This is a genomic window from Streptomyces sp. NPDC096193, from assembly GCF_040302905.1.
Taxonomy (GTDB): domain Bacteria; phylum Actinomycetota; class Actinomycetes; order Streptomycetales; family Streptomycetaceae; genus Streptomyces.
The window spans coordinates 398,317-417,787 of the sequence record NZ_JBEOSJ010000003.1 but is presented as its reverse complement, the minus strand read 5'-3'; the positions used below and the strand labels follow the sequence as shown (position 1 = coordinate 417,787).

At 70.4% G+C, this 19,471-nt stretch carries 19 protein-coding genes; 6 read left to right on the top strand and 13 right to left on the bottom strand.

All coding sequences use genetic code 11. The features are described 5' to 3' along the window. Positions 1-149 precede the first annotated feature (149 nt). Both ABTX78_RS07355 and ABTX78_RS07350 read left to right on the top strand, forming a co-directional pair. Positions 150-719 (top strand): VanZ family protein, encoded by a 570-nt coding sequence (locus tag ABTX78_RS07355; protein WP_352205816.1) that lies wholly within the window; start codon positions 150-152, stop codon positions 717-719. 103 nt (positions 720-822) lie between these two features. After that, positions 823-1,023, top strand: a complete 201-nt coding sequence (locus tag ABTX78_RS07350) for a PspC domain-containing protein (RefSeq protein WP_352205815.1) — start codon at positions 823-825, stop codon at positions 1,021-1,023. A gap of 28 nt (positions 1,024-1,051) precedes the next feature. Here the strand turns inward: ABTX78_RS07350 and ABTX78_RS07345 are convergent, their stop codons facing one another. The 3 genes from ABTX78_RS07345 to ABTX78_RS07335 all read right to left on the bottom strand — a co-directional run bounded on the left by ABTX78_RS07345 (position 1,052) and on the right by ABTX78_RS07335 (position 3,645). Next, positions 1,052-1,858, bottom strand: coding sequence for a hypothetical protein (locus ABTX78_RS07345; protein WP_352205814.1), 807 nt, complete (start codon positions 1,856-1,858; stop codon positions 1,052-1,054). A 129-nt stretch (positions 1,859-1,987) separates the two neighbouring features. Beyond that, positions 1,988-2,368, bottom strand: coding sequence for an ATP-binding protein (locus ABTX78_RS07340; protein ID WP_352205813.1), 381 nt, complete (start codon positions 2,366-2,368; stop codon positions 1,988-1,990). Between the two features lie 122 nt (positions 2,369-2,490). Next, complete coding sequence (locus ABTX78_RS07335; RefSeq protein WP_352205812.1) at positions 2,491-3,645, bottom strand: adenosine deaminase; 1,155 nt, start codon at positions 3,643-3,645, stop codon at positions 2,491-2,493. A gap of 283 nt (positions 3,646-3,928) precedes the next feature. On the opposite strand from ABTX78_RS07335, the gene ABTX78_RS07330 reads away from it, so the two are divergent. After that, complete coding sequence (locus ABTX78_RS07330) at positions 3,929-4,609, top strand: alpha/beta fold hydrolase (RefSeq protein WP_352205895.1); 681 nt, start codon at positions 3,929-3,931, stop codon at positions 4,607-4,609. A gap of 46 nt (positions 4,610-4,655) precedes the next feature. On the opposite strand, the gene ABTX78_RS07325 is transcribed toward ABTX78_RS07330, so the two are convergent. After that, positions 4,656-5,609: a LysR family transcriptional regulator gene (locus ABTX78_RS07325; RefSeq protein WP_352205811.1), complete on the bottom strand. Its 954-nt coding sequence runs from the start codon at positions 5,607-5,609 to the stop codon at positions 4,656-4,658. Positions 5,610-5,671: 62 nt separating this feature from the next. On the opposite strand from ABTX78_RS07325, the gene ABTX78_RS07320 reads away from it, so the two are divergent. The 3 genes from ABTX78_RS07320 (at position 5,672) to ABTX78_RS07310 (ending at position 8,909) form a co-directional block, all read left to right on the top strand. Beyond that, entirely contained in the window at positions 5,672-6,943 is a 1,272-nt protein-coding gene (locus ABTX78_RS07320) for an MFS transporter (RefSeq protein ID WP_352205810.1), read from the top strand. Positions 6,944-7,052: 109 nt separating this feature from the next. Next, a complete protein-coding gene (locus tag ABTX78_RS07315; RefSeq protein WP_352205809.1) occupies positions 7,053-7,775 on the top strand; it encodes a L,D-transpeptidase family protein in 723 nt (240 codons plus the stop codon). 69 nt (positions 7,776-7,844) lie between these two features. Next, complete coding sequence (locus ABTX78_RS07310; RefSeq protein ID WP_352205808.1) at positions 7,845-8,909, top strand: sigma-70 family RNA polymerase sigma factor; 1,065 nt, start codon at positions 7,845-7,847, stop codon at positions 8,907-8,909. Positions 8,910-8,964: 55 nt separating this feature from the next. Here the strand turns inward: ABTX78_RS07310 and ABTX78_RS07305 are convergent, their stop codons facing one another. The 9 genes from ABTX78_RS07305 to ABTX78_RS07265 form a co-directional block, all read right to left on the bottom strand. After that, the gene (locus tag ABTX78_RS07305; protein ID WP_352205807.1) at positions 8,965-9,246 is read right to left on the bottom strand and encodes an STAS domain-containing protein; all 282 of its coding nucleotides are present in this window, start codon (positions 9,244-9,246) and stop codon (positions 8,965-8,967) included. A gap of 197 nt (positions 9,247-9,443) precedes the next feature. Then, positions 9,444-10,721 carry a thymidine phosphorylase gene (locus tag ABTX78_RS07300; protein ID WP_352205806.1) on the bottom strand — a complete coding sequence of 426 codons (1,278 nt, stop codon included), beginning with the start codon at positions 10,719-10,721 and terminating at the stop codon, positions 9,444-9,446. Between the two features lie 87 nt (positions 10,722-10,808). After that, entirely contained in the window at positions 10,809-11,213 is a 405-nt protein-coding gene (locus ABTX78_RS07295) for a cytidine deaminase (RefSeq protein ID WP_352205805.1), read from the bottom strand. Continuing rightward, positions 11,210-12,454: an ABC transporter permease gene (locus ABTX78_RS07290; RefSeq protein ID WP_352205894.1), complete on the bottom strand. Its 1,245-nt coding sequence runs from the start codon at positions 12,452-12,454 to the stop codon at positions 11,210-11,212. The genes ABTX78_RS07295 and ABTX78_RS07290 overlap by 4 nt, the downstream gene beginning before the upstream one ends. A gap of 112 nt (positions 12,455-12,566) precedes the next feature. Further along, the gene (locus ABTX78_RS07285) at positions 12,567-13,679 is read right to left on the bottom strand and encodes an ABC transporter permease (RefSeq protein ID WP_352205804.1); all 1,113 of its coding nucleotides are present in this window, start codon (positions 13,677-13,679) and stop codon (positions 12,567-12,569) included. Further along, positions 13,676-15,214, bottom strand: a complete 1,539-nt coding sequence (locus tag ABTX78_RS07280) for an ABC transporter ATP-binding protein (RefSeq protein WP_352205893.1) — start codon at positions 15,212-15,214, stop codon at positions 13,676-13,678. Before ABTX78_RS07280 ends, ABTX78_RS07285 begins: the two co-directional genes overlap by 4 nt. Before the next feature lie 236 nt (positions 15,215-15,450). Beyond that, on the bottom strand, positions 15,451-16,494 hold the full coding sequence (locus ABTX78_RS07275) for a BMP family lipoprotein (protein ID WP_352205803.1): 1,044 nt from the start codon (positions 16,492-16,494) through the stop codon (positions 15,451-15,453). 226 nt (positions 16,495-16,720) lie between these two features. Continuing rightward, positions 16,721-17,944, bottom strand: coding sequence for an amidohydrolase (locus ABTX78_RS07270; protein ID WP_352205892.1), 1,224 nt, complete (start codon positions 17,942-17,944; stop codon positions 16,721-16,723). A gap of 195 nt (positions 17,945-18,139) precedes the next feature. Further along, positions 18,140-19,210: a hypothetical protein gene (locus tag ABTX78_RS07265; RefSeq protein WP_352205802.1), complete on the bottom strand. Its 1,071-nt coding sequence runs from the start codon at positions 19,208-19,210 to the stop codon at positions 18,140-18,142. Between the last annotated feature and the right edge of the window lie 261 nt (positions 19,211-19,471).

The following is a 19,471-nucleotide window of genomic DNA, read 5'->3' as shown; positions in this document are numbered from 1 at the left end:
GCACGGCCTGGGACGTACGTCACGTCCGTCCCGCCGACAGCGCTGTGGGGTGCGGTGACGGCACGGAAGGGGCGGCGCGGTGCGACCCGTACGGCTTCCACTTGAAAGCTTCCGGAACCGATCCGCGCGCAGCGTGCGTCTTGGGGGGCGTGCAGCGTCAAGGTCCGGGCGGCAGTGCCGTCATCCGCTTCCGCGCGGCGGGGGTCACCCTCCTCCTCGCTCATCTGCTGCTCGTGGCATGGCTGACCCTGCGCCCGCTGGACGTGCTGTGGGTGACGGCCGCGAATCTCGAGCCCTTCGCCGGTATCGAGGCCGACCTCGCGCTGGGCCCCGTGGAGGCCGCTCGCCGGATAGGTGAGGGACTGCTGCTGCTCGCGCCGCTGGGCGTCCTGCTGCCGATGGCCGGCGGCAAGCTCATGGTCTCGCCGCTCGTCTCGCTGGCCCGCACCGTCGCGGCCGGCGCGTTTCTCTCCCTCGCCATAGAGCTTCTGCAGACCGGCGTCCCGGGGCGGGTGCTCGACGTCGACTCGCTGCTGCTGAACACCGCCGGGGTCACGATCGCCCATCTGCTGGTCGTGCCGGCCGGCCGGGCCCGGCTGCGCCGCAGGCAGCGCGGCGCGGACGCCCGGTCCTCCGCGCGGTCGCACGGTGCCGTGCTGCGGGAGGAGCCGTCTCAGGGGGCGACCCCGACGATTCCCAGGGTCGGGATCGCCCCGTAGAGCGACGCTTTGCCCCCCTGCTGAGAGCCACCATGGATACATCAGGAGCCAACGGGAACCGCTCCTGGACATCCACCGCACGGTTCTCGCAAAGGAGCTCATCATGGCCGCACTTGTCCGCCCGCGTGAGGGACGCATGATCGGTGGAGTGTGCGCCGCGCTGGCACAGCGCTTCGGCACATCCGCCGGCACCATGCGGGTCATCTTCGCCGTCTCGTGCCTGCTGCCCGGCCCGCAGTTCGTGGTCTACCTGGCGCTGTGGCTGTTCCTGCCGGCCGAGAAGACCGCCACGACGGCCTGGTAGTACACCTGTCGGACGTACGGGACCCGGCTCAGCCGGCCCGCACCTGGCCGACCTTGGCCAGCTGCTTGTCGGCGACTTCCCCGGGGACACGCGGCGGTACACGCCGCGCGAGGTCGAGCGCCATGAAGCGCGCCACCGTGGCGCCTTGGCGCACCACGACCAGATGGACCGGGGCGGCCACGCCCTCATTGGTCCCGACCGCCGTCCAGCTGACGGTCTCGTCGGCGCCCTTGGCGGTGAAGGGGCTCTCCTTCACCTCGCGGTAGGAACCGCTGCGGCCCTGGAGGGTCGCGGTGAATCCCTTGCCGCACGCGCCGACAGCCTTCCTCAGTCCGTCCATGAGCCGTACCGCGTCGGCCTCGCTGTAGGCGCTGACCGAGGCGGACACCGCGAGCCCGACGCTTTTGACCGAGCCCAGCCCGCGGTTGACCGTGCTCTTCGCCCGGGGGCTCGGTGCGTCACCCATGGCGTCGGCGAGCGGCTGGCACGCGGGGGTGTCGGCGGTGGGCTGCCCAGCGGGGGCGAGGGCGCTCTTGCCGGTGGACACCTGGAAGCCGGGCAGATCTCCGGTGGCCAGCGCCGCGCGCTCCAACTGAGGGCCGCTGAGCGGCTTCGAGGTGTCGCCGCCGGCCCCCTTGTCGCTGTCACCGCCGCCGTCGCTCTTTCCTCCGTCGGCCGGTCCGGCGCCGGTGGTCGCGCCCGAACCGGCGGACGTGCCCGAGCCCGCGGCGGGTTCCTTGCCGTCGTCACTCGTGCAGGCGGTGACCAGCAGGAGAGCGGAGAGTGCTGTCAGCAAAGTCGGTCGGGCTCTTGTCCCGGCGGTCTTCGGGCGCATGGCGGCGATCCTGGCACACAGAAGTGGGGCCCACATCCGATTCGGGATGTGCGCCCCACTTCAGTGGCGTTCTGCGGATGTCGCGTGCGTCAGGCCGCGAGCGCCGTCCGTCCGTGCCGTGCCGGTGTCTCAGCCGAGGGGGAGGCCGCCGAGCGGCAGACCGGTCAGCGGAAGGTTGCCGGGGCTGACGGGGAGGCCGCCGAGCAGGCCCGCGACCGGGTCGGCCGAACCGTTGGCGGGCAGCACCGTGTTCTTCACACCCTCCAGGGTGGACGCCAGCGGGCCGACGGCGTCGGTCAGCGCCTGCTGGCCGCCGACCAGCGACTCGGGGGCACCCGCCGGGAGCTTGGTGACGGCCTTCTGCACGGGCGCCACGCTCGTGACGCTGTCGAGCGGGGTGGCGGTGTCGGGGAGCGTCGTCGGCGCGGCGGCGGCGGAGCCCGCGGCGGCGGCGGCGAAGGCGGCACCGAGAGCGGCGGCACCGAGAGTCTTGACAGCAGACTGCTTCATCAGGGGTTTTCCTCGGGACGGGAATATGAGCGGCTCTGCAAGCTAGCCCCGCCCCACAGGAGTGGCAAACACCGCGAAGCGGCCGAGTGTTGACGTTCCCGGCCGCTTCCCGATAAGTACGATCAATCTCCGGCGGAGGGAGAATCGCTGGTCGTGGCGGTCTGACGGAACAGCCATTCGGATTTCAGCTCGGCATATCCGGGCTTGATCACGTCATTGATCATCGCCAGGCGTTCATCGAAAGGAATGAATGCCGACTTCATCGCATTGACGGTGAACCACTGCATGTCGTCGAGCGTGTATCCGAAGGTGTCGGTCAGCAGCTCGAATTCACGGGTCATGCTGGTGCCGCTCATGAGCCGGTTGTCGGTGTTGACGGTGGCCCTGAAGTGCAGTTTCCGCAGCAGCCCGATGGGGTGGTCGGCGTACGAGTCGGCGGCCCCGGTCTGCAGGTTCGACGTCGGGCACAGCTCCAGCGGGATGCGCTTGTCCCGTACGTACGCGGCCAGGCGGCCGAGCCGCACCGTGCCGTCGTCCGCCACCTCGATGTCGTCGATGATGCGCACGCCGTGCCCGAGGCGGTCGGCGCCGCACCACTGGAGCGCCTGCCAGATCGACGGCAGGCCGAAGGCCTCACCGGCGTGGATGGTGAAGTGGTTGTTCTCGCGCTTCAGGTACTCGAAGGCGTCCAGGTGACGGGTGGGCGGGAAGCCCGCCTCGGCGCCCGCGATGTCGAAGCCGACGACACCCAGATCGCGGTAGCGGTTGGCCAGTTCGGCGATCTCCAGGGCGCGGGCCGCGTGCCGCATGGCGGTGAGCAGCGCGCCGACGCGGATGCGGTGACCGCTCTCGCGGGCACGCCGTTCGCCCTCGCGGAAGCCTTCGTTGACGGCCTCGACGACCTCTTCGAGCGTGAGACCGGCCTCCAGGTGCTGCTCGGGGGCGTACCGCACCTCCGCGTAGACCACACCGTCCGCGGCGAGGTCCTCGGCACACTCGGCGGCGACCCGGAAGAGGGCGTCGCGGGTCTGCATGACGGCGCAGGTGTGCGCGAAGGTCTCCAGATAACGCTCCAGCGAGCCGGAGTCGGCGGCCTCGCGGAACCAGATGCCCAGCTTGTCCGGCTCGGACTCGGGGAGCCTTTCGTAGCCGTGTTCCTGGGCGAGTTCGATGATCGTGCCCGGACGCAGCCCGCCGTCGAGGTGATCATGCAGGAGCACCTTCGGAGCACGGCGGATCTGGTCCGCGGTGGGCGTATTGAGGGTCTGGCTCGTCATCTGCGCACTCTAGCCCCTACGCGCGTAGAGAAGGCCGGGTCGATACGTAACAGTGACCGTGCGTACGGGTGGAGTACACCCGCCCTTCTGAGACTGTTCTGTCATGGCACACCACGCATCGCCCCTGTCGTGGGGGCGTCCGGGCGACCGGGCCGGAGGTACGGGAACCCGCCGTGAGGCGACCGTGACGAGGGGAGAGCGGGACGCCCGGCGCGAGCGGCAGGCCCGGCTCGGCCGGGCGGTGGGCGGCCGCGCGGCGGGAACCGGTACGGCGGTCGGTGGGGTGGTGCTGCTCCTGCCCGACGGAGAGCCCGAGTCGGTCCGCAGACCCTCACCGCTGTCGTACGCGACGGCACTGCCGATGGGCCGGTCGCTGGCCCGCGCGGGGCGCGAGCACGGGCTGGTGGTGCACGCGGTGCACTACCGCTTCCGGGGCTGGAACGGGACGGACGCACAGCCCGCCGCCGACGCGGCCTGGGCGGCGGACGAGGTGCTCCAGCGGTACGGGGATGTGCCCGTCTGTCTCGTCGGCCACGGCATCGGCGGGCGCGCGGCCCTGCACGCCGCGGGTCACACGGCGGTCAACTCCGTGCTGGCGCTTGCCCCGTGGCTGCCGGAGGACGACATGGCGGCCACACCCGAACCGGTGAAACAGCTCGTCGGCCGGCAGGTGCTGATCGTGCACGGCACGAACGACGCTCGTACGGACCCGGAGTTGTCCTACCGGCTGGCCGAGCGGGCGAAGAAGACGAACCGCGACACCTGCCGCTTCGAGGTCCACACGGACGGCAACGCGCTGCGTCAGCACCACGGCGAAGTCCAGGCGCTGGCGGCCGACTTCGTCCTCGGCGCACTCTTCACCCGGACCTATGCCCGCCCGGTGGCCGACGCGTTCGCGGCCCCTCCGCCGCTCGGTCTGCGGATGCCGCTGGCGGCCGGTTTCGGCAGGTCGCTGCGACGGTAGGGCGCGCCGCGCGGACGGGTGGCCGGACCCCTTTCGGACGGGCTCCTCAGTCCGGGAGCAGACTGCCCCGGCGGGAGAGCAGGAACTTCTTGAACGCCGCCACGGGGGCGGTGTCCGGGTGCCCGTCGAGCCAGGCGAGGCCGATCTCACGGGCGGCGCGCGGGGCGGTCACCGTCAGCTCCACCACGCCCGGCCGCGCGACGGCCGGCGGTGGCAGCAGGGCCACGCCCAGGCCCGCGGCCACCAGCCCCCGCAGGGTCTCCGCCTCCTCGCCCTCGAAGGCGATCCGCGGGGTGAAGCCGGCCTCCGCGCACAGGTCGTCGGTGATCCGCCGCAGACCGTAGCCGGGTTCGAGGGTCACGAAGACCTCGTCCGCCGCCTCCGCCAGCCGGATGCGCCGGCGGCCGGCCAGCCGGTGGTCGTCCGGCACGACCAGACGCAGCCGCTGCTCGTCCAGGCGCCGGGCGACGAGGTCGGGCGCGTCCGGTACCGGCGAGGTGAGGCACAGATCGAGCTCTCCGGCGCGCAGCCGTTCCAGCATCGCCTCGCCGTAGTTCTGCACGAGGGTGAAGCGGACCCGCGGATGGTCGGCGCGGAACGCCCGCAGCAGCCCCGGCACGGTCTCCGACCCCATGGTGTGCAGAAAGCCGAACGCCACCTTTCCGGCGCTGGGATCGGCGTCCGCCCGTACCGAGTCCGCCGCCCGCTCGACCTCGCCCAGTGCTCGCTCCACGGAGGCGAGGAAGGTCCGGCCGGCCGGAGTGAGCGAGACCGTACGGCCCTTGCGGGCGAACAGGGCCAGACCGAGGTCGTGCTCCAGGCGCACCATCGCCCGTGACAGGGTCGACTGCGGCACCCCCATCTCCTGTGCGGCACGCGTCACATGCTCGTGGCGGGCGACTCCGGCGAAGTACGCGAGGCGCGGCGCGAGCAGCAGCGTGATGTCTTCTTCGTAACTACTCGGTGACAGCCGAGGCTGTGAGCTGTGGTCATGCACCATGGGAACGATTATGGCCAATCCATGCATTGGACGCATGAAGTTCCGGCGCCTACGTTCGAAGCATGTCTCCCGCCAGTACCAAGGCGTCCACTCCCGTGGGCGCCGGCCCGTCGTCCCCCGAACTCCTCTCCCCCGGGCAGCCCGGCTACCGCCGCATGAGTTTCGCGCTCTTCGCCGCCGGTATGGCCACGTTCGCCCTCCTCTACTCCACGCAGGCGCTGCTGCCCGCCGTCTCCGCCGACTTCGGCGTGAGCGCGTCCGCCGCCAGCTGGACCGTCTCCGCGGCGACCGCCGCGCTGGCCGTGTGCGTCCTGCCGATGAGCTCGCTCTCCGAGCGCTTCGGACGGCGCCCCGTGATGACGGCGTCGCTGGCCGTCGCCGTGGCGGTGGGACTGCTGGTGCCGTTCGCGCCCAGCCTGGAGTGGCTGGTGGCGCTGCGCGCCGTACAGGGCGCGGCGCTGGCCGGACTGCCGGCCTCGGCGATGGCGTATCTCGCGGAGGAGGTGCGGCCGAAGGCGCTGGTGGCCGCGATCGGCCTGTTCGTGGCGGGCAACAGCATCGGCGGGATGAGCGGGCGGATCGTCACCGGCTGGGTGGCACAGCTCTGGGGCTGGCGCGCGGGGCTCGCAGCTGTCGGTCTGATGGCCCTCGTGTGCGCGCTGGTGTTCCGCGCGATGCTCCCCAAGGCTCGCCATTTCACGCCCGGTTCGGTGAACCCGCGCGCCCTCGTCGCGACGGTCCGTGGTCATCTCGCCGACCCGCTGCTGGCGCGGCTGTACGCGATCGGCGCGCTGTTCATGACCGTCTTCGGCGCGGTCTACACGGTGATCGGCTACCGGCTGGTCGAGGCGCCCTTCAGCCTGCCGCAGGGCATCGTCGGCTCGATCTTCCTGGTGTACCTCGTCGGCACGGTCTCCTCCGCCGCCGCCGGGAAGCTGGTCGGCCGTCTCGGCCGCCGCGGGGCGCTGTACCTCGCGGTCACCACGACCGCCGCGGGTCTGCTGCTCTCGCTGGCGGACACACTGCCCGCGGTGCTGCTCGGCCTGGTGCTGATCACCGCGGGGTTCTTCGCCGGGCACGCGGTCGCCTCGTCCTCGGTGAGCCGTACGGCGAAGACCGGCCGCGCCCAGGCGTCCGCGCTGTACCAGTCCGCGTACTACCTCGGCAGCAGCGCCGGCGGTGCGCTCGGCGCCCTCGCCTACCACTCCGGCGGCTGGGCGGGCACGGTCCTGCTGGGCCTGCTGGCCGTGCTCGGCGTCGTGTCGATCACGCTGTACGGGACGCGGGTTGCCCGCGCCGAGCACCGGATGCTGCTCGCCGGCGCACAGCGCTGACGAACCCGCGGGAATTGGGCCCCTCTCCCGTACAACCGCTGCTCCTCCGTGAGCGTCAAAGCTGGCAGACCCGCGCGTCGGCGCGGTCCACGGAGGGGAGTTGGTGGCGATGGGTCGCACCGGGGGGACACGGGGGACGCAGGGCATACGGAGACGGGCGGGAGTGGTGCTGGGCCTGACCGGTCTGGTGGTCCCGCTCACGATGGCGATAGGCAGCGCGCCGGCCGCCGCGGCCTCGTGCACGACGGCGACGGGGCCGTACCAGAAGCAGGTCGAGAAGTTCATGGGGCGTCCGGTGGACGGCAAGCAGTCGGCTGCCGACTGCAAGGCGATCCGGACCTTCCAGGGGTGGCACGGGATCACGCCGACCATCGGCTACGCCGGCCCGCTGACCTGGCAGACGATGAGCACGATCCTGGCGCAGCGCGCGGCGGGGAAGAACCCGAACGCGGCGGGCAAGTGTCCGACGAACAAGGGCCGCATCGCCTGTGTCGACCTGACCCGTCAGCTGAGCTGGATCCAGGACGGAAAGAAGCTGGTCTACGGGCCGGTCGCGGTGCGTACGGGCAAGAACGGCACCGAGACCCGTACCGGCGCCAGGAAGATCTACTGGCGGAGCATCAACCACTTCTCCACCCTCTACAAGGTACGGATGCCGTATTCGCAGTTCTTCGACGGCGGCCAGGCCTTCCACTCGGTCACGAAGTCGATGTACAACCCGCCTGGCTCGGCGGGTTGCGTCAATATGCGGCCCGCGGAGGCAAAGGCATACTGGAATTTGCTGAAGAACGGCGACGACGTGCACGTGTACGGGCGCAAGCCGGGAACCTGACCCCCACTGTCAGTCCCCTCCTGTAGGTTCCGAAGGGCTGGTGCCGAATGGGCGACAGGGGTGGACCCGATGAGTGATCTGGCAACGACGCAGGACCTGGATTCGCGACTGGAGCAGTACCGGCGAGAGCTGACCGGTTACTGCTACCGCATGCTCGGCTCCGCTTTCGAGGCGGAGGACGCGGTGCAGGACACCATGGTCCGGGCCTGGCGGAATTTCGAGAAGTTCGAAGGGCGTTCGTCGCTGCGGTCGTGGCTGTACCGCATCGCGACGAACGTCTGTCTCGACATGCTGAACGCAGGCAACCGCCGCGCCCGCCCCATGGACCTCACGGCCGCGACCCCCGTCGCCCAGGCCCAGCTGACCAGCCGCCCGGAGGTCACCTGGCTCGAGCCGGTGCCCGACGGGCGGGTGCTGCCCTCGGTGGCCGACCCCGCGGAGACCGCCGTGGAGCGCGAGACGATCAGGCTGGCGTTCGTCGCCGCTCTCCAGCATCTGCCGCCCAAGCAGCGTGCCGTCCTGATCCTGCGCGAGGTGCTGGCCTGGAAGGCGAGCGAGGTCGCCGAGCTGCTGGGCACCACGGTCGCCTCGGTGAACAGCGCGCTCCAGCGGGCGCGGGCGACCCTCGCCGAGTCGGAGCCGGCCTCCTCGGACGGCGCCGACCCCCTCGACGAAGAACAGCAGAAGCTCCTCGCCCGCTATGTGGCGGCCTTCGAGGGCTATGACATGCAGGCGCTGACCGCCCTCCTCCACGAGGACGCGACGATGTCCATGCCGCCGTACGACCTGTGGCTGCGCGGCCACGACAACATCGTGGGCTGGATGCTCGGCGTGGGCGAGGTGTGCCGGGGATCGAAGCTGGTCCCGACCGTGGCGAACGGCTCGCCGGCGTTCGCGCACTACCACCCGAGCCCGTCCGGCGAGGGGTACGAGCCGTGGGCGCTCATCGTCCTGGAGCTCTCCGACGGCAAGATCGGCGGGATGGACTTCTTCCTGGACACCAAGAGGTGGTTCCCGCTGTTCGACCTGCCGCCGGCCCTCGACAAGGACGGGGCCCCCGCCGCACAGGCACCGGAGGCTGCCACGGGTGAGGAAGCGGACGCGGGAGCACAGGCACCGAAGACCGCGGGCTGAGGTGTCCCCGACCGGCGGCTCACCTTTGGGGATGGCGGCCGTCGGGCGGTCCCCGTCAGGCGACTTCGCCCAGGCCCACCAGTTCCAGCAGGGCGCGCAGCTCCGGCCCGGCACCCCTCATCCGGACCCGGCACCCCAGCCGCCGGGCCGTGAGCTGCATCCGCGCAAGGGCGTTGACGGCGGTCAGACTGGCGTGCGTCAGCCCTGCGACGTCACAGATCGCCTCGGTGGCGCCGGAGCCGGAGAGCCGCGCGTGCAACTCCTCGCACAGGCGCGGCACATCGTCCGGGGTCAGCCTCCCGGAAATGCGCATGACGACGGGCTGTGTGGCGTCCACACGTATCAGACTGCCCTTGCGGCCATAACTCATCGCTGTCAGAAGACTTCGGTGCATGGCTCACGATCCCGTCCCGTCGTCGTACGGATACGTCCTGTTCTGGGGACCGGTGCGGGCGCCCGATCTCATCGGTGACACGACGAACGGCGGGACCGGTGGAGGTCCACCGGTCCCGCCGTTCGTCGGATGTGCGCCGGTCAGGCGATGCGGTCCAGCACGATCGGGTCCGGGGTGAACTCCGTGCCCGCGGGGGCGATGTCGTACGCCGAGCCCAGGGACTGGAGCGCGTAGTCGAACTTCTCCGGGGTGTCCGTGTGCAGGGTCATCAGCGGCTGTCCCGCCGTCACCGTCTCGCCCGGCTTGGCGTGCAGTTCGACGCCCGCACCCGCCTGCACCGGGTCCTCCTTGCGGGCCCGGCCCGCTCCGAGGCGCCAGGCGGCGATGCCGACGTCGTACGCGTCGAGGCGGGTCAGGACGCCGGAGGCGGAGGCGGTGACGACGTGCTGCTCGCGGGCCACCGGGAGGGTCGCGTCCGGGTCGCCGCCCTGAGCCGCGATCATGCGCTTCCAGACGTCCATCGCCGAGCCGTCGGCCAGCGCCTTCGCCGGGTCGGCGTCCTTGATGCCGGCCGCGTCGAGCATTTCGCGGGCCAGCGCCAGGGTCAGCTCGACCACGTCGGAGGGACCGCCGCCGGCGAGGACCTCGACGGACTCGCGGACCTCGAGCGCGTTGCCCGCGGTGAGGCCGAGCGGGGTGGACATGTCGGTGAGCAGAGCGACGGTCCGCACACCGCTGTCGGTGCCCAACGCGACCATGGTGGAGGCAAGTTCGCGGGCGTCCTCGATGGTCTTCATGAACGCGCCGGTGCCGACCTTGACGTCCAGGACCAGCGAACCGGTGCCCTCGGCGATCTTCTTGGACATGATCGAGGAGGCGATGAGCGGGATGGCCTCGACGGTGCCGGTGACATCGCGGAGCGCGTAGAGCTTCTTGTCGGCGGGGGCGAGCCCGTCACCGGCCGCGCAGATCACGGCGCCGGTGGTGTCGAGGACGTTCAGCATCTCCTCGTTGGACAGCAGCGCGCGCCAGCCGGGGATGGACTCCAGCTTGTCGAGCGTGCCGCCGGTGTGGCCGAGACCGCGGCCGGAGAGCTGCGGGACGGCGGCACCGCACGCGGCGACCAGCGGGGCGAGCGGCAGCGTGATTTTGTCGCCGACGCCGCCGGTGGAGTGCTTGTCGGAGGTGGGGCGGGAGAGGGCGTCGAAGTTCATGCGCTCGCCGGAGGCGATCATCGCCGCCGTCCAGCGGGCGATCTCGGTGCGGTTCATGCCGTTCAGCAGGATCGCCATCGCCAGCGCCGACATCTGCTCGTCGGCGACCTCACCCCGGGTGTAGGCGTCGATGACCCAGTCGATCTGCTCGGGGGTCAGCTCACCCCGGTCCCGCTTGGTGCGGATGACGGAGATGACGTCCATGGGATTCCTCCAGAGTTGCTCTACGCGCATAGAAAGAGGGTGGGACCGCGGCCCCTCCGCCGGAGCGGTGGGGCCGCGGCCGTGCTCCTACGGGAGATGCTGCGGCCCGAACGCCTGCGGGAGCATCTCGTCCAGGGTCAGGATCCCTTCCGGGGTGTCCAGCAGCAGCCGGGGACCGCCGAATTCGTACAGCAGTTGCCGGCACCGCCCGCACGGCACCAGTACCTCGCCCCGGCCGTCCACGCACGCGAAGTGGGTGAGCCGGCCGCCGCCGGTGACCTGGAGCTGGGAGACGAGACCGCACTCGGCGCACAGCGACAGGCCGTACGAGGCGTTCTCGACATTGCAGCCCGTGACGACGCGGCCGTCGTCGACGAGCGCCGCCACGCCGACCGGGTAGCCCGAGTAGGGGGCGTACGCGTGCGACATCGCCTCACGCGCCCGCTCCCGCAGGAGCTCCCAGTCGGCGTCCGTCACGGACGGCGTCGTCATTTGCCCTCGCCCTTGCGGTACGGCATGCCGTCCGCCTTGGGCATCCGCAGCCGCTGCGCGGACAGGGCGAGGACCAGCAGCGTGGTGACGTACGGCGCCGCGTCCACGAACTGGCTGGGCAGCACGTCCGTCATCGAGTACCAGACGAACAGCAGCGCCGAGACGAACGCGGCGATCGCGGCCTGCACGTACTTCTTCTTGTACAGCTGCCAGAACACGACCAGCACGAGGAGGATCGCCAGCAGGAGCAGCATCGCGTGGACGTTCTCCGCGCCACCGCGCAGCTTCAGACCGTCGGTGAAGCCGAAGAGCCCGGCGCCCAGCGCCATGCCGCCCGGCATCCAGTTGCCGAAGATCATGGCCGCGAGACCGATGTAGCCGCGCCCGCCGGTCTGGCCCTCCTGGTAGATACCGGTCGCGACGATCGCGAGGAACGCGCCGCCGAGACCGGCCAGACCGCCGGAGACGGTGACCGCGATGTACTTGTACTTGTAGACGTTGACGCCCAGGGACTCGGCGGCGACGGGGTTCTCGCCGCAGGAGCGCAGCCGCAGACCGAACGCGGTGCGCCACAGGATCCACCAGGTGCCGGGGATCAGCAGGATGGCGACGACGGTCAGCAGGGACAGGTTGGTCACCAGACCGCCGATCACACCGGCCAGGTCGGACACGAAGAACCAGTGTTTGGCCTGGAGATCGATCATCCAGTCCGAGAGTCCCGGAATGGTGATGTCGGTGATCTGGTCGATGCGCGGGGACTGCTTGGAGGAGCCGCCCTCCGCCTCGGCGAACGTGAAGTTCGACAGATAGCGGGTGACACCGACGGCCAGGATGTTGATGGCCACACCGGAGACGATGTGGTTGACGTTGAAGGTCACGGTGATCACGGCGTGCAGCAGACCGCCGAGCGCGCCGCCGACGATGCCCAGCAGGACGCCGGTCCACGGACCCCACTGGTAGCCGGCCCAGGCACCGAACCAGGTGCCGAGGACCATCATGCCTTCGAGGCCGATGTTGACCACGCCGGCCCGCTCGGCCCACAGGCCGCCGAGTCCGGCGAGGCCGATCGGCACGGCCAGCTGGAGTGCGCCGGCGACCTGGCCCACCGAGGTGAGGTCATTGGCGCCGCTGATCACCCGGACCAGGGAGAACAGCAGCAGGCCCGCCGCGATGATCAGCATGATCACCGGCAGGGACAGCTTGCGGCGGCCGCCGCCCTTCTTGGGTGCGGTCGTCGTCATGGAGACGGTGCTGGTGCTCACGCTGTCCTGCCTTCACTCGCTTCTCCGCCCACTCGGCGCAGGGGCGCGGCCATCGTCGTCGTCCGAAGCCCGGCGGCCTCGCGTGTGTCGCTCACAGGACAGCCTCCTCACGGGACTTGCGGGCCTGGGCGGCGAGTTCCTCGCCGACCTTCTGCTGCTGGCGGCGCAGCCCGTACTGGCGGACGAGTTCGTAGGACACGACGACCGAGATCACGATCAGGCCCTGCATGATCGTGGCGATCTCCTTCTCGTAGCCGTGCTGGTCCAGCGAGGCCGAGGTCTTCTCCAGGAAGGAGATCAGCAGTGCGGCGAAGAAGATGCCGACCGGGTTGTTGCGGCCGAGCAGCGCGATCGTGATGCCGGTGAAGCCGACGCCGACCGGGAAGCTCAGGCTGTAGGTGTGGGTCTGTCCCAGCAGCAGCGGCAGACCGGACAGGCCCGCGACCGCGCCGGAGATCAGCATGGCGGTGAGGACCATCTTTTTGGCGTCCACGCCGCTCGCCTGGGCCGCGGACTGGCTGGCGCCGGTGGCGCGCAGGTCGAAGCCGAAGCGGGTGCGGTTGAGGATGAACCAGTAGACGATGCCGAGTCCGAACGCGATGAAGGTGAAGCCGTAGACGACCCCGCCCTCACCGGTGTCCAGGCCGGGGAACCAGCCGGACTCGGCGATCTCGCCGGTCGTCAGGTCGTTGGAACCCTCCGGCTGCACACCGAGGTTCGCGGGCAGGATCATCCAGGCGATCAGGCTGGTCGCGATCGCGTTCAGCATGATCGTCGAGACGACCTCGCTGACACCACGGGTGGTCTTCAGGATGCCCGCGATACCGGCCCAGAAGGCGCCGACGAACATGGCGACGAGCACGATCAGCAGGACGTGGAGCGGGCCGGGCAGTTCCACCGAGGCGCCGACCACCGCCGCCAGCATCGCCGCGAGGCGGTACTGGCCGTCGACACCGATGTTGAACAGGTTCATCCGGAAGCCGATGGCGACGGCCAGGGCGGCGAGGTAGTACGTACCGGCCTGGTTGACGATCAGCACCTGGACGTCGGTGTACTCGGCGTTCTGGATCATCAGGGTGTACGGCTCGATCGGATCACGGTCCGAGACGAGCAGCACCACCGAGGTGAGCAGGAAGGCCACGACCAGGGCGAGCGCCGGGCCGGCGAGGCCCAGGATCAGCCGGTCCTTGTCGAACTTCTTCATCGGGCCTCACCGTTCTCGGGCTGCTCGGGTGCTTCCAGGTGGCCGGTGGCGGCGCCGGTCATGGCCGAGCCCAGCTCCTCCGGGGTGATGGTGGCGGGGTCGGCGTCCGCGACCAGCCGGCCCCGGTACATCACCCGCAGGGTGTCGGAGAGCCCGATGAGCTCGTCCAGGTCGGCGGAGATCAGCAACACCGCGAGACCCTCGCGGCGGGCCTCCCGGATCTGGTCCCAGATGGCCGCCTGGGCACCGACGTCCACACCCCGGGTGGGGTGGGCGGCGATGAGCAACTTCGGCGCGTGGCTCATCTCGCGGCCGACGATCAGCTTCTGCTGGTTGCCGCCGGAGAGGGAGGCCGCGGTGACCTCGATGCCGGGGGTGCGCACGTCGTACTCGCGCACGATCCGCTCGGTGTCCTTGCGGGCCGCCTTGAGGTCGAGCAGGCCGCGCTTGCTGTTGGGGCGCTCGGTGACATGGCCGAGGATGCGGTTCTCCCACAGCGGGGACTCCAGCAGCAGCCCGTGCCGGTGGCGGTCCTCGGGGATGTAACCGATGCCGTCCTCGCGGCGCTTGCGGGTGGGCGCGTGCGAGATGTCGTTCTCGCCGAGCGTGATCACACCGCCGTCGGGGTCGCGCATGCCCATCAGCGCCTCGATGAGCTCGGTCTGACCGTTGCCCTCGACGCCGGCGATGCCCATCACCTCGCCCCTGTGGATGGTGAAGTCGATGCCGTCGAGTACCTCGCGCACGACGCCGTCGGGGTCGGTCGCGGTGAGCCGCAGACCGTCCACGGTCAGCATCGGAACATCGGTCACCGTCGACTCACGGGTCTCGGGCGACGGCAGTTCGCTGCCGACCATCAGCTCGGCGAGCTGCTTGGTCGTGGTGGTCCTCGGGTCGGCGGTGCCGACCGTGGTGCCGCGGCGGATGACCGTGATCTCGTCGGCGACGGAGAGGACTTCGCCCAGCTTGTGGGAGATGAAGATGACGGTCAGGCCCTCGGCCTTGAGCTCGCGCAGGTTCGCGAAGAGCGCGTCGACCTCCTGCGGCACGAGCACGGCGGTCGGCTCGTCGAGGATGAGGGTGTGCGCCCCGCGGTAGAGGACCTTGAGGATCTCCACGCGCTGCCGGTCGGCGACACCGAGCTGTTCGACCAGGACGTCGGGGCGGATGTTCAGCCCGTACGCCTCCGAGAGCTCCTTGATCTTCTTGCGCGCCTTGGCGCCGATGCCGTAGAGCTTCTCGCCCCCGAGAACGACGTTCTCCAGCACGGTGAGGTTGTCGGCCAGCATGAAGTGCTGGTGAACCATGCCGATTCCGCGCGCGATGGCGTCGGCCGGGCTGGAGAAGGTGACCTGGGAGCCGTCGACGGTGATGGTGCCCTCGTCCGGCTTCTGCATGCCGTAAAGGATCTTCATCAGGGTCGACTTACCGGCGCCGTTCTCACCGACGAGGGCGTGCACGGTGCCCTTGTGGACGGTGATGTCGATGTCGTGGTTGGCGACGACACCCGGGAAGCGCTTGGTGATGCCGCGCAGTTCTACGGCGGCAGGAGGGCTGGACGCGTTGATGACGCACTCTCCTTGGCGGGAAAGGAGCAGGGAGGCAGGGCGGAGGGGGTTCGGGGGCAGGGGCGAAGTTATCGCGCCGGAGAGGGCTCTACGCGCGTAGCGCTGCCGAATGATGAAAACCCGTGGCCGGAACTCGGCCCGGGGCCCGGGGGGCGGTGTGCACCGCCCCTCCGGGCCCGCGGACGGAAGATTCCGACCGGTGCTTACGGAGCGGTCTTGACCTTGACCGTGCCGGCGATGATGTCGGCGCGAGCCTTGTCGACCGCGGCGGTCACGTCGGTCAGCTTGGTGTAGGCCGGGTTGGACTTCGCCAGGCCGACGCCGTCCTTGTCGAGGCCGTAGCGGATCTCACCGGACTGCGGCTTGCCGTCCTTGACCGACTTGATCAGGTTGTAGACGGAGCCGGCGACATCCTTGGTCACCGAGGTGAGGATGTACTGCTTGTAGGGCGCGAGACCCTTCTGGTTGTACTGGTCCGAGTCGACGCCGATGGACCACTTCTTCGCCTTGGCGGTGGCCTCGATCGAGCCCGAGCCGGCCAGACCGGCGGCGGCGTAGACCACGTCGGCGCCCGCGTCGAGCTGGCCCTGCGCGGCGGCCTTGCCGAGGTCGGGCTTGGAGAAGCCACCGAAGTCCGGCGGCTGCGTCAGGTACTGGACCTTGACGTTGACGCCCTTGTCGGTGTCCTTGACGCCCTGGACGAAGCCCGCCTCGAACTTCTTGATCAGCGGGGTCTCGACACCGCCGATGAAGCCGACGGTCTTGCTCTTCGTCACCTTGGCGGCGGCGACGCCGGCCAGGTAGGAGCCCTGCTCCTCGTTGAAGACCAGGTTGGCGATGTTCTTGCCGGTCTTCGAGGTGTCGTCGATGAGGCCGAAGGTGGTCTTCGGGAACTTCGGCGCGACCTCGGCGATGGCCGGGGCGTACGCGAAGCCGACACCGATCACGGGGTTGTTGCCGGCGCGGGCCAGCTCGGTGAGGCGCTGGACCTTGTCCGGGTCGCCCTCTCCCTCGCTCGGCTCGGCCTCGGTCCCCTTGATGTCGAGGTCCTTCTCGGCCTTCGCGAGGCCGGCGAACGCGGCGTCGTTGAACGACTGGTCGCCGCGGCCACCGATGTCGTACGCGATGGCGGCGCTGCTGCTGTCCTCGGCAGCGTCCGAGGATGATTTGCCGCCACATGCGGTGACGGACAGTGCGAGAGCCGTGGACGCAAGGCCCACGGTGGCGATCCTGGTGATCCGGCGCACTGGGGGGCTCCTTAAAACCTGACCGAAAGCGCCACTTCCGGCGCTGGTTTCGCGGCGATCGTAACGCGCGTAGATGTCAGTTAAAGACCTGTTCATCAGTCGTTATCGGATCGTCGCGAACCGGCCATCGGCTCGGCGAGCGCCGCATTGATCGAACACACGACGTACTCCAGTGCAGCGTACGCCCGGCCGTCGCGCACGGCCGGGCGAGAGCTTCCGGCCGGCGCTACTCCCGGCGGCCGTCGAGCAGGGCCGCCGCCGTGAACAGCTCGACGCCGACATCGATCGCCAGCTCGTCGGCGTCGAAGTCGCCGCGGTGCAGATCGCGCCGGGTGGTGTCACCGGGCGTCCGTACGCCGAGCCGGGCCATCGCGCCGGGGACGTGCTCCAGGTACCAGGAGAAGTCCTCGCCGCCCAGGCTCTGTTCGGTGTCCTCGATCGCATACGATCCGCGGCGCGCGGTCTGCGCGTCCCGCAGCAGTTCGGTCACCGCCGGGTCGTTGACCACCGGCGGCACACCGCGGATGTAGTTGATCTCGGACTTGGCCCGGTGGAGCGTGGCGATCTCGTCGATGGCCGCGTGCACCAGGTCGGGGGCCGCGCGCCAGCCCGGCAGGTCCAGACAGCGGACGGTGCCGGACAGTTCGGCGTGCTGCGGGATGACGTTGCAGGCGTGCCCCGCCTCGATACGGCCCCAGGTGACCGCGAGGCCCGAGCGCGCGTCGACCCTGCGGGCGAGCAGGGCGGGGACCTCGGTGACGACGTTCGCCGCCGCGGTGACGAGATCGGTGGTCAGATGCGGACGGGCGGTATGGCCGCCGGGGCCGTCGAGCGTGACCTCCAGCCGGTCGCAGGCGGAGGTGATGGGACCGGGCCGCAGCCCGATGACCCCCGCGTCGACCTTGGGGTCGCAGTGCACGCCGATGATCTTGCCGACGCCGTCCAGGACACCCGACTCGATGGCGTCCGGCGCACCGCCCGGCAGCACTTCCTCGGCGGGCTGGAAGATCAGCCGCACCGGCTGCGGCAGCAGCCCCTGGCGGTCAAGGTCGGCCAGGACCAGACCGGCGCCGAGAACGGCGGTGGTGTGCACGTCGTGACCGCAGGCGTGCGCGCGGTCGGGGACGGTCGAGCGGTAGGGCACCCCGATCTTGGTGTCGGGGATGGGGAGAGCGTCGATGTCCGCGCGGATCCCCAGCAGCGGCCGCGTCTCGTCCCAGGTGCCGATGTCACAGATGAGTCCGGTGCCCACGGCCAGTACGCGCGGCTTCAGGCCCGCCTTCTCCAGGCGTGCCTTGATCGCGGCGGTCGTACGGAACTCCTGGTTGCCGAGCTCCGGGTGCATGTGCATGTCCCGGCGGAAGGCGATCAGCTCGGCACGCAGCGCTTCGGACAGCGTGCCGGGCAGTGCGTCTCCCCCGGGCAGGTCTGCTTCGGACTCACGGGACATCAGTTGGTTCACCTGTTGAAGGGTATGCCCAGGCGGGGGCCAACTGACCACTGATCAACAAAAGTTCAACCCGATAGGGGAAGGAAAGGTGGCCCCGAGGTGCATGGTTGCCCACCCGTGTGGGTAAGCTCACGCACCCTTCTCGACCGTACCTCAAGCGGCTCCGAAGCGATCCTCCGGCGGAGGATCATGGTGTCAGGCCGGTGCGGGCAGCCGCTGGACATCCCGTGCGGTGCCGGTGACCCCGGCGAGGAAGCCCTGTGCGCGGGGCGAGGCGCTGTCCCTGAGCCATTCCGGGGAGATGTCGCAGACCGCCACCCGGATGCCGGTCCCCGCGAGGGCCAGCGGGAGGGTGTGCACCACGGTCGACGGAAAACTGAGGACCGTGGCGCCGATCGGGCCACGGCGGGCGATCAGCTCAAGCGGCAGATCGGGCCGGACGATCTCCAGACCGGTCTCGACCGCGAGCCGGTGCAGCTTGTCGGAGCTCTCGCGCCGGTGCGCGAAGTAGCGCGTGGCGCCGTGGGTTCGGGCCAGCGCGGCGACGGCCTCCACGTACTGATCGGGGTCGAGCACTCCCGTCTCCACCAGCGACGTTCCGACCAGATCGGCGCCGCGGGTGATCTTCGGCGGGCCGAAGCGGGCGCGGGTCCAGCCGAAGAGGTTGGGGGTGACGATGATCCCCGGCGGCGGCTCGACCGGCATCGAGGTGAACACCTCGACGCGGCGGGACCGGGACGGGGTGAGCCGGCGGCGGGCCAGGAACGTCACGGGCGCGAGGACCATCTCGCGCGGACCGCGCCTGCCGCGCCGGTGCCAGCGCACGAGCTTCTCGCCGCGGGAGAGCTGGGCCACGAACTCCATCGTGGCGGTGCCGTCGTCGACGACGGTCAGATCCTTGCCACCGACCAGGGTGAGGAGCAGCTGCACGTAGCGCGAGAAGGGGTCGCCTATGACGATCCGTTCCGCGCGGTGCAGCAGCGGGGCGAGCTGGCGCACCGTCTTCAGCGGCGCCCCGGTCCCGCCGCGGGCCTCCTGCCAGCGGACCGTGAACCCCTCGTCGCGTGCCAGTTCCGCCATCCGGCGCAGCTGGCCGCGCGACATGGGATCGGTGGGCGAGAGCACGACCACGGTCAGCTCGGCCGCGCGGTCACCCCGCCGCCCGAGGCCGTCCGGCACCACGTCCGGCGGCGCACCGGACCGGGCGTGGGCCCACTCCAGGACGTTCAGGAGCTGGACCGGACTCTCGACGAAGGCGAGATTCACTGTGGGTCACCTCGTGATCCGGGTGGTCGGGAGTTCCGGGGGGTCGGGCGGCGGGCCGGTGCCCATCGGCTACGACCGGGGGTGGCTCCGGGGGTCGCGGCGCTGTGGGTCGTTCCTGGCGGACGAGAGTCGCGGGTGGGCGGGCGTGCGGGCTGGACGGGCGTGCGGGCCGGTGTCCGCCGGCCACGAGCCGGGGCCCGGGTGGTTGTCGGACGGGTCACCACCGCGGCCCGGGCGGGCCGTGCGGTGGTCACGGGCCTC